This window comes from Nostoc sp. DedQUE02 (assembly GCF_034531035.1).
Taxonomy (GTDB): domain Bacteria; phylum Cyanobacteriota; class Cyanobacteriia; order Cyanobacteriales; family Nostocaceae; genus Nostoc.
Window position 1 is genome coordinate 400,630 of the sequence record NZ_JAVRBY020000001.1, and the last position, 12,940, is coordinate 413,569.

At 40.1% G+C, this 12,940-nt stretch carries 8 protein-coding genes; 3 read left to right on the top strand and 5 right to left on the bottom strand.

Annotated elements, in window-relative coordinates:
- Together abc-f and mnmE are read right to left on the bottom strand one after the other, a co-directional pair.
- Nucleotides 1-1,614 (bottom strand): ribosomal protection-like ABC-F family protein, encoded by a 1,614-nt coding sequence (gene abc-f / locus RMX98_RS01730; protein ID WP_322680605.1) that lies wholly within the window; start codon nucleotides 1,612-1,614, stop codon nucleotides 1-3.
- A 415-nt stretch (nucleotides 1,615-2,029) separates the two neighbouring features.
- Nucleotides 2,030-3,451 (bottom strand): tRNA uridine-5-carboxymethylaminomethyl(34) synthesis GTPase MnmE, encoded by a 1,422-nt coding sequence (mnmE, locus tag RMX98_RS01735; RefSeq protein ID WP_322680604.1) that lies wholly within the window; start codon nucleotides 3,449-3,451, stop codon nucleotides 2,030-2,032.
- A 210-nt stretch (nucleotides 3,452-3,661) separates the two neighbouring features.
- Between mnmE and RMX98_RS01740 the strand changes: the two genes are divergently transcribed.
- Nucleotides 3,662-3,862: a hypothetical protein gene (locus tag RMX98_RS01740; protein WP_322680603.1), complete on the top strand. Its 201-nt coding sequence runs from the start codon at nucleotides 3,662-3,664 to the stop codon at nucleotides 3,860-3,862.
- A gap of 122 nt (nucleotides 3,863-3,984) precedes the next feature.
- Here the strand turns inward: RMX98_RS01740 and RMX98_RS01745 are convergent, their stop codons facing one another.
- From RMX98_RS01745 to RMX98_RS01755, 3 genes are all read right to left on the bottom strand, one after another.
- A complete protein-coding gene (locus RMX98_RS01745) occupies nucleotides 3,985-4,263 on the bottom strand; it encodes a hypothetical protein (protein WP_322680602.1) in 279 nt (92 codons plus the stop codon).
- A 614-nt stretch (nucleotides 4,264-4,877) separates the two neighbouring features.
- Nucleotides 4,878-5,378 carry a hypothetical protein gene (locus tag RMX98_RS01750; RefSeq protein WP_322680601.1) on the bottom strand — a complete coding sequence of 167 codons (501 nt, stop codon included), beginning with the start codon at nucleotides 5,376-5,378 and terminating at the stop codon, nucleotides 4,878-4,880.
- 242 nt (nucleotides 5,379-5,620) lie between these two features.
- The gene (locus RMX98_RS01755) at nucleotides 5,621-6,058 is read right to left on the bottom strand and encodes a hypothetical protein (protein ID WP_322680600.1); all 438 of its coding nucleotides are present in this window, start codon (nucleotides 6,056-6,058) and stop codon (nucleotides 5,621-5,623) included.
- Between the two features lie 270 nt (nucleotides 6,059-6,328).
- Between RMX98_RS01755 and RMX98_RS01760 the strand changes: the two genes are divergently transcribed.
- A complete protein-coding gene (locus RMX98_RS01760) occupies nucleotides 6,329-9,910 on the top strand; it encodes a hypothetical protein (protein ID WP_322680599.1) in 3,582 nt (1,193 codons plus the stop codon).
- 611 nt (nucleotides 9,911-10,521) lie between these two features.
- Nucleotides 10,522-12,864 carry a carotenoid oxygenase family protein gene (locus tag RMX98_RS01765; RefSeq protein WP_322680598.1) on the top strand — a complete coding sequence of 781 codons (2,343 nt, stop codon included), beginning with the start codon at nucleotides 10,522-10,524 and terminating at the stop codon, nucleotides 12,862-12,864.
- Nucleotides 12,865-12,940 lie beyond the last annotated feature (76 nt).

The following is a 12,940-nucleotide window of genomic DNA, read 5'->3' on the forward strand; positions in this document are numbered from 1 at the left end:
TTATTTATGAGATTCCAGCAACTCTCGATAATATTGCTCTGGTGTACTCGGTAAATAAGTTGTCATGTGCAAAGTTTGTTCCCTCAATTTGAAACTTTGAGTAATATTAATCCGGCTGAGGAAATCTAGATCGTGGGAAATTACCCAAAGCGCTCCTTGGTAATCATTGATACCTACTACCATTTGTTCAACTGTTTCAATATCTAGGTTATTAGTTGGTTCATCGAGAATCAGCAGATCGATTTCTGAGATACTTATTATAGCGATCGCTAATCTTGCCAACTCACCCCCACTCAATACAGAAGCGCTTTTGTGAACGTCATCATATTTAAAGAGAAAGTGTCCCAACTGTTGACGCAAAAGCTGATAGCTGAGATGAGGATTGGCAGCTTGCATATTTTCCAGAATTGTGTATTGGCGATTTACCAATTCGTAGGTTTGATCGAGATATACAGCTTTCATCGCTGGTGTGAGCAAAACTTCACCTGATTCTAAAAACGCTGTTTGGTTTTCCATTCCCAAAATTGCCTTTACCAGACTCGATTTACCAGAACCGTTTTCGCCGATCATGGCTATGCGATCGCCAGATGACACATGCAGTTGAATATTTTGAATCAGCAGACGTTCTGATACTTTAAGATTTGCACCCTGGATATTGATTAGATTTCGGTGCTTGTGGTTTTTTTCTTCTAGCTGAATACTTGTTACTTTCGTAGTTTTGACTTTCGTCTCTGCAACTTTTTGATTAGCCTTTGCTACTGCTGCTTCATGTTTCTTTTTTGCAGTACCGTTAGACACCTCAGCTTGAGTTTTCATCAGTCCTGCTGCCATTCTATCAATACTACCATTGAGAAACTTGGCGCGACCGTTGCGACTAGATTGGGCTGCGCGTTGCTGTTCTTGCATAGCTGTGGCTTGAGTACGTTTGAGTTCCTTTCTGGCGGCTTCGTGCGATCGCAATGCTACCTCTAACTCGATTTCCTTTTGTTCTCGATATTGAGAAAAATTTCCTCCATATACTTTCAAACCAACAGATGTAAGTTCCCAGGTAACATCTGTCACATGGTCTAAGAAAAAAGGCTTGTGTGAGACAATCACAAACGCACCTGTATAATCTTGAAGAAACTGTCTTAAGCTTTCTAATGCTTGCAAATCCATGTGATTGGTTGGCTCATCAAGTAACAGCAAGTTTGGTTCTTGAGCCAAACCGATCGCCAAAAATAGTTTAGTAAGTTCTCCGCCACTCAAGTTTGCGATTGATAAAGATAAGTCAACTTTAGTGTGAAATCGTGTTTGTAAAATCTCCTCAATCTTCCACCATTCATCAGAGATGGAAATCAAAAAATCAACTACTGTATTTGTTGTAATTTCTTGTCTGATAGTGCTGATTTGTGGCAAATAGTAAACAATACCATTACGTAAAATCGAACCTGTATATGGGTTCATTTGACTTGCAAGTATCTTGAGAAGAGTTGATTTTCCTACTCCATTGCAACCTACTAAAGCAATGCGATCGCCTGTTTCTATATTCAAATGAATTCCTTGAAACAAAGTGTTGTCTACACTGAGTTTATATTCTAAATTCTCAGCTAATAATATTGATTTTTTCTGCATTATTTTCAAACCTCAATTCGCAAACTTATACCTGCATATTCATAACAATTGCGGGTATATTAGACGCAAAAAAACTCAGCCGCAGACACTTGCCAAACGGTTCAATGTATATAGGAGTAATGACAATATTTTTAGTGCATGACTATGTGAAGTAACCCTGTCAAACTAGTTGCGTTTATTCTTTGTTGACATTTGTTGCTTTGGCGCAACGGGTGTTTGCTACTACTTCATTTGAGCTATCTCGCTGGAGTTGTGATCAGGTTTGATATTGACTACAGTGTAGCATGAAGGTATTTCACAAGGGTAGCGATCGCTTGTTTCTTTTTAAAAGTCTAATTTATTACTCACCGGGCGACTAGAAGTCGCGGCTACACAGACAAAACCCGCCTGCGCGGGTTAAAAACATTTTTCTTGTTTATTTACCAATACAAAACCTGCTAAAAATTCTTTCTAAAACTGATTCTGTTACTTCTTCTCCGGTAATTTCTCCTAGAGCTTGAATTGCACCACGTAAGTCAATTGTCCAAAAATCAAGAGGGAACTGCTGGGTAATAGTTGCTTGTACCTGTTCCAAAGATATTTTAGCTTGAGTTAAGGCTGCTGCCTGCCTTTGATTAATGGCTAAATCCATATCAGCAGCTTGCACTTTTCCAGATTGAACTATCTCTAGAATTGCTGTTTCTAAAGCATCGATACCTTGGTTTTGGGCTGCTGCTGTGAAAATTTTGGATTTTGAGTCGCCACCTTGGTGCGCTGGAAGCGCAACTGGGATTTTAGATTGAATATTTTTTCTATCCTCTTCTTGTAATAAATCAATTTTGTTAATCACTATAATCAACGGACGGTGTTGCACCTTTTCATAAATTTCTTGATCGCCTTCTGTCCAACCTGCGGAAGCATCGATGGTAAGTAAGACTAAATCAGCTGCATTGGCGGCACGACGCGATCGCTCGACGCCAATTTTTTCCACTTGGTCTGTTGTTTCCCGAATACCCGCAGTATCTAGCACTTGTACGGGAATTCCCCCGACAACTAACTGGGATTCGACAACATCGCGGGTTGTACCGGGTAAATCAGTCACAATGGCGCGATCGCTCCGACTCCAAGCGTTCAATAAACTCGACTTACCCACATTCGGACGCCCAACAATTGCTACTTTTAGACCAGTGCGTAGCAATTCACCTTGATCTTTGGTTTTTAATAACCTAGTTATTTCTGCGGCAATTTTATCGATTTCTGATATGATTGCTTTATCATCCAACGGCGGAAGGTCTTCCTCAAAATCAATTCGAGCTTCAATTTCTGCCAAAATATCCAAACAGTTTGCGCGTAACTGCCGAATCGGATGAGCTAATTTTCCTTGTAAACCAGCCAAAGCACTTTGAGCCGCTTGGGGCGATCGCGCTCCTACTAAATCGGCAATACCTTCGGCTTGAGTTAAATCCAATCGTCCATTTAAAAAGGCGCGGAGAGTAAATTCTCCCGGTTGCGCTAGTCTAGCTCCATTTTCCAAACACAGTTGTAATATCTGCTGCACTGCCATAATTCCCCCGTGGCAATGGAATTCTACGACATCTTCACGGGTGTAAGAACGGGGTGCTTTCATAATCAGCAACAAGGCTTCATCCACTATTTGTTGCGTCTGAGGATGGCGAATGTAACCGTAGAGAATCCGGTGACTTTCCCAAACTTGTCGCCCTGGTGCATGAAAGAGAATTTGGGCAATTGTCATTGCTTGAGAACCGGACACCCGCACAATACCAACACTACCCTGTTGGGGGACAACAGCAGTCGCGATCGCGGCTATAGTTCCAGTAGTAGCAAAAAGTTCCGACATGAGCGCCCTTTATAAGTGTGAGGAGTAAAAATCATGACTCATAACTCATAACTTTCTAAATGGTAGGTATTTAGACTAATGAAATACCAAGTGGCAAGGTAAAATTTAGCTAGATGGTTATACCTGATAGTAAAAAGTTAATGGTGAAGAGTTAGGGATGAAAAGAACTCACAACTTATAACTTATAACTTTTAGAGAGAGGAATTTACTGTGGAGCAAAAAATTAACTGCGCTGTAGCCTGTATTAATGGGTGTGTTTTAGGGGATAAATGCCCCAATATCGAGTTTAGAGAGGCAACGGCAAAATTTATTGAAGACACTCCCTTAGATAAAATGCTGGAGTTGGCACAAGAACGTCTGCGGAAAAAAATGGCGGAACCGCCAAAATGGGTTTTTCCTGAAGATCCATAGAATTTGGGACAATAGGCACAAGCAGGATAAGTATCTGGATCTATATTGAATTCTCGCAGTTTTGCGACCATTTAATTGACGAATTACTTTTCCTGTTTTGACATCCCAAAACTTTGTTTGACCTAAGATATTACTAGTAACCAAGATATCACCATCCTCACTAAAATGGAGAAACTCAAATCTGAATACTCTAAAATACCAGACTGTTTCCCTGTAGAGAGATTCCAGATTTGAGTTGCTGCTTTTGATGTACTTTGAATAGTTTGTGAAGAGGAACCGCCTAAGTTACAACTAAAGCCGAAGCTATCACTACCACTACCACTATTTGAGCTACAGCCTGCTGGAGTAGTGTTTTTTAAATTGATGTTTAATCCTGAATTTGCAGTAACAATAGTTTGCAAGTCTGGACTGATAGCAATAGATTGAATCTTGGCATATTCATCATCTAAAAGTGAAAAAGTTTGAGTTTTTCCTGTGGCTAGGTTCCAGACTTGTAACTTCCTTCTGCTACTGGTTACAAAGATTTTGCTATCACGGCTGAGATCGGCAGCACTAATAGGTGATTTTGCATCTAAGCGACGTAAGAACTTAATCCTGCGTTGAGATGACGGAGAAATATTTTCTGCTCTAGGTAAAACAAGTTGAGCAAAAGTGTCTTGAATGGTAAAAGATAGACAGCTATACAGCTAACGCTAACCAAGATTGTTTTGAAATGTTGTTGCATTATATATTTTGAATATGGTTATAGTTATTGCGTAATAGAAAGTGCGATTGTCTCCACCAAGAACGTAGGCAATCGCACAAATTCAGGTATATTGGCAACTGCGATCGCACTTGTATCTCACTTTGCCAAAAAGTTTATTGTTTACTCGACATGGAAAATGCGATCGCCTTGAAGATTTAGATATCTAATTCGTTGGGGTAAAAGTTTCGTCAGATATATCCCTAGATATTAGATAAAATTTTGTTCTGTGGAGTTAAGTGAGTCTACTAATGTAATGTTTAGACACGAATTCTAGCGACTGAAGCAGACTCTAAGGACACCAGCATTGTCTCCAAGCGCATTATCAGCATCATTGATCCGCATAGCAGTCCGAGTAATCGGTTTAGGTAATTGCTGACTTCCCTGCACCCACACATAGCCATATCCATCCGTAGGAATGTCTACAAATAAAGCACCGAAAGGTACGCCTTTATCGTACTTGTATTGATTGTATGGTTCTAGTCCAGGTTCTAAGTGTCCGCGAGGCCCAACTTGTGAGTAATTTCTGGCATCTACTGACCAACCTCCACTTACACTGGCTACACGTGTATATGGTCTGCCGAGATTATAGTACTGCCAACCATTTCTTGAATCTACGTAAAAGCATGTTTGATCCGATGTATTCCCGCAATGAGGACAACCGACAGTCGATTGACTTTGTGCTTCAGCCTTATTTGCTACAACTCCCAATCCCGTCAATGTGATTGCTACGGACGTTAGAAAGAATAAATGTTTCCTTGAATGCTTACTCATGTTTATTGATCTCCAAAAAAGATGTTGGTTCCGAACTGTGGGGATCATTCTCTAAATCTGTACGATCGCACCCAATTAACAAAATGCGATATCTTACGGTAAGCTACGCGATCGCCCAAAATAATCGGGTTATGGGAAAATAATATGAATGTTACCCTTCGCTTTACCTCACCCAAGCTTGTATCTTAAAAGCAGAGTAGACAAGAAACCCTGCCTTTCGCCTGAGTAATGCAAGATGGGGTTTAGCCACCGCAAGTAGAACTTGCTTGTTCAAGAGTTATACCTGTTGGTTCTGAAACAGTTTTCTTTCCACCTCTTCCTCTGTAAAAACAAGTTTCATCGATACTTCCCCACGGATCGATACAAACTTCCTTCTGTGTATACATTTGCCGATTCACACATTCTGCAAACTTTTCAGGAGAACGCTGTTGCACACCAGGATTAGGAACAACAAAAATCGTAGGCTGCTGTTGAACGCCCCAGTTGTTAGGCTGTCTGTTATTCCTATTACTTTCTTCAGCACAGGTTTGCTCTGCTTTTGCAAGTGCATCACTTCTGCTAAGGTCTCCACCTTGGCGGCTATAGTAATATTCCGTAAACTTTTTAATACACTCAAGTCGCTCGTCGCTCCAAGACTGAGCAGATGCCGGAAGTACCTTGATTGTATATAGGTTGCTCACGACAATTCCAAAGGAGATCAAAGACCGAAGAACGACAGTATTGATGTTCAGTGGCTGCATGGTTTTTTCAAAGATTTAAAGATTCTTATTTGAGTATTTCTAGCTGCTAGAACTGCTTATCCAAATACTCTACTGCCAGGTATAATGTTTGACGGTCGGAAAAAGGTCGGAAAAAGTCGGGTCTTTTTGGTAGATTTACGTAAACTTTTTCAATAAACAAAGCTTACTAGTGCGAATATCGTAGTTAATTTAGTATTTCTACGTGGATAAATGACGGTTGAAGAGGCGATCGCACTAGTCGAGCAAGTATTGGAACGGGGATGCTTAACAAAAGCTCAAGAGATTGTCTTCCGTCAGTCATGGGAGGGGAAAACTTACCTAGAAATGACACGAGAGGTTAAATATGATGCTGGTTACATCAAGGACGTTGGCTCTGAATTATGGCAAACGCTCTCGATAGCTTTAGGAGAAAAAGTTACCAAAAATAACCTGCACGGAGTACTGAAGCGAACCGCACAGCGACAAAAGGACACAACCGCCTCATCGACTCTAAATTACCAACCCTCCAATTCCCACGCAGACTGGGGAGATGCTCCTGATGTGCATGTGTTCTTTGGGCGAACAGAGGAACTAGAAACTCTAGAAAACTGGATTATTCGAGATCGCACTCGATGTGTGGCGATTGTCGGAATGCGGGGGATCGGCAAGACCCATCTTTCACTGAAACTGGGATTGGGTGGAATCGGCAAAACAGACCTATCACTTCAGTTAGCCAAGGGTATCCAGGAAAAGTTTGAGTTTGTCATCTGGCGATCGCTTCTCAATGCTCCTCCCCTGTTTGACTTACTAGCCGATTTAATTAAAGTCCTTTCCAGACAGCAGCAGACAACACTACCAGAGACAATTAGCGATCGCATCTCTTTGTTGCTCCACCACCTGAAAACCCACCGATGTCTCCTACTTCTAGATAACGCCGAAACTCTTCTGCAAGCCGGAGATCCCATCGGTCGGTATCGAGCTGATTATGAAGACTATGGACAGTTCATTAAACAGGTTGGGGAAGTGGCGCATCAAAGTTGCTTACTGCTGACAAGCCGCGAAAAACCCCAAGAACTCATTTTAATGGATGGGCCAACTCGTCCGGTGCGCTCTTTGGTGTTACAGGGGTTAGATATCCAAGCTGGAAAACAGATTATTGCAGAGCTTGGCGATTTTACAGCTAGTGAAGAAGACTGGCGGGAGTTGATTGGGCTTTATGATGGCAATCCTCTAGCACTGCAATTGGTCAGCAAACACATCCTGGAAGTATTTTTTGGCAGTATTGCCGAATTTTTAAGGGAAGGCAAGCCAGTGTTTCACGACTTGCAAGAACTCCTATCCTGGCACTTTCAAAGGCTCCCCAAAGAGTGCTGTGAACTGCTGTACTGGTTAGCAATCAATCGGGAACCAGTGTCACTAGCAGAATTGCGGGAAGATTTGATGTTATCAACTGCTAAGGCGGCATTGCCTGCAACTCTGGGAGTACTGCAACGAAAGATTCCCCTAGAGCGTACAGGCGATCGCTTTACACTTCAGCCTGTGTTGATGGAGTATGTTACCGATCAATTAGTAGCTTTCGCTTCTCAGGAAATCGTCAATCAAAGCCATGAACTTTTGAGAAATTATGCTCTAATTAAAGCCCAGAGCAAAGATTATCTTAGACAAGCACAAATTCGTCTCATCCTAGCCCCTGTTATTGATAATTTAATATTAGCTCTGGGTAGTTCCAACCAAATTCAGTTTCAGTTGCAGAAACTTCTCAAAAAATTGAAACAAGAGGCTTTAACCCATTCTGGATATGCAGCAGGCAATATTTTTAATCTTCTCAGAAAAATTCAAGCTAATTTCAGTAGTTATGATTTTTCTCATTTAACAATTTGTCAAGCATATTTACAAGATATAAATTTACAAAATGTTAATTTTTCCCACTGCTATTTTTCTAAATCTATTTTCACTCAATCTTTCAATGGGGTGATGTCAATTGCCTTTAGCCCTGATGGTAAAACCTTAGCAAGTGGTAATGCCAATTATGAGATTCATTTATGGCAAGTTGTAGATCAACAACGTCTTTTAACATTGCAAGGACATACCAACTGGGTACGAGCGATCGCTTTTAGCCCAGATGGACAGATACTTGCTAGTGGCAGTGATGATTCAACAATCAAAGTATGGCATCTACAGTCTGCTCAATGTTGGCAAACCTTATCTGAACATACGGGTAGTGTGATTTCTATTAATTTCAGTCCAGATGGTTCAATGCTAGCCAGTGCAAGTAGCGACTTAAACATTAGGATTTGGCAAGTGTCAGACGGCTGTTGTCTAAAAATTCTCCACGGACACAGTGCAGGTGTAATTTCTGTTCATTTCAGTCCAGATCGTAAACGGTTGGTAAGCAGCAGCTTTGACAATCTGATCAAAATTTGGGACATTGAAACTGGAGAATGTCTTTATACTATTACAGATCATAATAACTGGGCTTGGGTAACTCGCTTTAGTCCTAATGGAGCATTGCTAGTCAGTGGGAACTGCAATCATACGGTGAAAATTTGGAACGTTCAAAATTATGAATGTTTGGGAATTCTTCAAGGTCATACTGGATGGATATGGGATGCTATTTGGAGTACAGACAATCGGCTGATTGCTAGTTGTGGTGCTGATCAAACTATTCGTATTTGGGATGTCGAAACCCGTACCTGCCTGCATACTCTCAAGGGCCACAACCATCAAATCTGGGGTGTTGCCTTCAGTCCAGATAACCAAACTCTTGCTAGTGCCAGTGAAGACCAAACTATTAGGCTGTGGCAAGTTAGTAACGGCAAGTGTATTGCTTGCATCCACGGATATAATAACTGGGTTAAGAATGTAACTTTTAGTCCCAGCGCTCAAATGCTAGCCAGTGGACACAGAGATAATACTTTAAGAATTTGGGACATGAAGAGTGGTGAATGTCTGCATGAGTTGAAAGCATACTCTCAAGGTTTACCAGCAGTGGCTTTTCACCCAAACTTGGAGATAGTTGCGGGGGGTAGCCAAGATGCCACTATCAAACTTTGGAATCTTAAAAGTGGTGAATGCAGTCATACTTTCATCGGCCATACAGATGAAGTTTGGTCACTGGCCTTTAATCCAGATGGCAAGCTGCTAGCTAGTAGCAGTTTTGACCATACCATTAAAATATGGGATCTCAGCATTAGTGAGTGTCGTTTAACTTTGCATGGACATACAGATCGAGTAGCGGCGGTAGCCTTTAGCCCTCTAGGAAAAATTCTGGCTAGTGGCAGCGATGACTGCACCATTAGACTTTGGGATTTGCAAGAAAACCGATGTATCAAAGTATTCAAAGGACACTTAGGAAGAGTAGGAGCGATCGCATTTAGTCCTGATGGTAGCTTACTTGCTAGCCCAAGTATGGATCAAACAGTCAAAATTTGGGATGTTACTACAGGCGAGTGTTTGCAGACGTTGAAAGGACATACCAGTTGGGTAATGGCTGTTAGCTTTAGTCCAGATGGTCAAAAAATTGCTAGCGCTTCATGCGACCAAACTGTGAAAATTTGGGATGTTGAGGAAGGGAGTTGTCTCAATACTCTCAGTGGTCACTCAAATTGGGTATGGTCAGTCGCTTTCTCTCAAGATGGTTCAATCCTTGCTAGTGGCAGTGAGGATGAAACGATTAGGCTCTGGGATATGCAATCAGGAACTTGTCTTCGGATACTGAAAGCCAAAAGACCATACGAAGGAATGAAAATTACAGGTGCTAGCGGTTTAACCCAGGCTCAGTTAGCAATGTTAAGAGAACTGGGTGCAGTCTAATAAGTAGCCAGACAGAATTAATTATTCAACGTCATTGCGAATATAACGAAGTGAGATGTTTAATACTTTTCAGAAATTCTCTGAGATGCTTCTATAAGAGCTTCAATAACTTCAATATCTCCAAGAGCTTCAAAAGCAATTGGATATTTTTTTAATTGGAAGTTCCTTACCCTTCGAGTTCTACTTTGGAGTACGGTAACTTCGGTAACTATTCTTTAGAATTTCTTCATAAGATTATAGACCTATAGTATGCTAATTTACACAAATGCGATTTTAAAGTACTAAAACTACTTATCACTTACAGGCTAAGATGCCAGTTGAGTTGTCAATAAGCAACTATACTTTAACTTTTGTCAAAAACTGGGGTAGTAAACACAATTTTGAAGCAGGCGATGCCAAAGGCAGGCACTTGCTTCGCATCTACGCATCATGCATTTTTGCTCAGAAAACCTAGTAACAACGTAAATTCGATACATATATTTAATTAACTCAGTCTTCAGATTAATTATGAATTGGTAAAAAAATACGGACTTCATCTGTCACGAATGGCTTCCATCTCATACATGGCTATTTGGATTATTATTTTGAACAATTTTTGGAGATATATTTAAATGCTGAATAAAGATGTTAGTTCTACAGGAAAATCTTCCAAGAGTTTTCATATTCCGAAATCTGTCATCAAAACCAGTCGTCATGAGGGCTATTGGCATCTGGAAATTCGTAAACAAGAAAATCAAGATGGGCACAATGAAATTATTCCCCTAGCCGAGCTACCATTGGCTGAATTACCATCAGGTTTGTATGGCTATGCTTTCATCGTTGGGGCTTTGTTTCAATCTGAAAAAAAACCTCAAGAAGATGGAACTCAACTATATACAGGCGATGGTATGATCTATCGTTTGGGCTTTGAAGATGGCAAAGCAACACTCAAAACCAGAATCGCTAAAACTCCCTGCTACTATGCAGATCCTGCTACGCAGTTTTATCTAGGAGATTATGCGATAGAACCCATACCATTTACCCCTTTTAAAAACAAAATACTTTCATATTTTGTTAAAAAATATAAGTTTTTCTCCTACTTGTCAGCTTTTCGCAATGGTGGGCCTAGTCGTTATAGTATTGTTTTGGGGTCTAGGAATCAATTAAATACAGCTTTTTTAAAGACTAGAGATCATCTGTTACTAACAATGGATGCGGGTCGCGCTTACCAACTTGACCCAGACAGTATGGAACTATTAGAACCAGTAGGTTCCACTGAAGAATGGTGCGGCATTTTTCCGGTTATTTCTAGGCTTACATCGATTAATATTTTTGAGACTTACATTAGTTCAGCCCATTATGTTACAGATATAAATAGCTCAAATGGTAAGCAAGATGAGCTATTTACAACAAATTATTCAACAGGTTACAATGGCAAATTTAAAAAAATTGTCAATTGTGTATTAGATAGTAATTGGTTCAGCAGAATAGTAAAATTATTCTACACCTTGTTGCAAATAAAGTTCAATCCCAAGCAGGAATTAGGACGTTTTACTCATTTAATTCGTTATAGATTTGCAGACGAGCAAAAAGGGTTACAGCCTACTATGGAGCGTTGGCGATTGGTACTGCCTGATGGTGAGCCAGTACTAGTTGACCAATCTCTTCATCAATTAGCAATAACCGAGAAATATATTATTCTTGCTGATATCGCTTTTAAAATGGAGTTTTCACAAATATTTACTCCTTTTCTGTTTGGATTTTTAAGATTGTGGAAATTTAATAAAACTCATTCACTAGGTAGTTTTATTTATTCCGTATTTTTACGGGCTATTAAGCCTCTTCCATTTGCCAACTTATATATTGTTAATCGGCAAGATTTAGATAAGGGAAATGAAGGGTATTCCATAGAAGATTTACCTGATAATCGGACAACAATTACCGTTAAAAAGGTGAGGCTACCTAGAGAGATTTCGCATTTTACAGCTGACTATAGTCATCCTGAAAATAAAAATGACTATAGTAATCCTGAAAATAAAAAACTGATTACACTTCACGTTGGTCATGTCAACGGTTGGGATGTTACGGAATGGATTACGCATTATGATAAATCTGTTCCTGGTAAGCCATTTCGTGAAGATTTAGAGGGAATGATGGTTGGTTCAACTGATTTAGGTTCTCTCGGACGATATGTGGTTGATGGCGAAACAGGAAAAATAGAAAGTAGCAAAACTGTTCAAGATATTAAATCAACTTGGGCGCTATCTTTATACACACATCGGGATATTAACCGCGATTCGCTACAAGAAACAGCCCAAGAAGTTAAAAATATTTACTGGTTGTCTTTAGGGTTTACATGGGAACTGATACCTCAGCGCATCTATGATGCTTATAAATTAGACTCACGTAGAGTTATTCCGGTTGAACAATTACCCTTACCAGAGGAAAATAAACCAATTACTCTACTACGTTTAGATACACAGAAAATGGAAATTGTTGATTATTATCACTTCCCCTCTGGAACTTATGTAAGTTCAACGCAATTTATTCCTAGTTCTCTTCCCTGTCCTAAAGGTATAGATGAGTCGATTCATGGTTTCATTGTATGCGCGGTAATGTTAGACCCAGACCCTAGTCAATCTGACCGTGCTACAGATGAGTTTTGGATTTTCCATGCCGATGATTTAAAGAATAAACCAATTTATCGATTGAGTGCTAGTTCAAATTCAGACGAACAACCTTTGAATCTCGCCATGACAATACACTCTACTTGGCTACCAGATATTCGTCAGCAGTATTCAGAAGAGGAACGTCGTCAAAGACGAAAAAAATCTGTTGAAAAGGATTATCAGCATTTAATTAAGAATAAGCGCAAAGAAGTTCAAGAATTGTTTGATGACATAGTTTTTCCTCAGTTCACCAAACAGACTTTAGAGGAGCCTTTTGAGGAATTTTTGTTACCTAAAGACGAGTAATAAGTTAATTGACATTCATTTTTTCAGAATCATTCGCTTGTAGTAAGCGGCTCCAGCCCTGCTTTTATGTAACTTA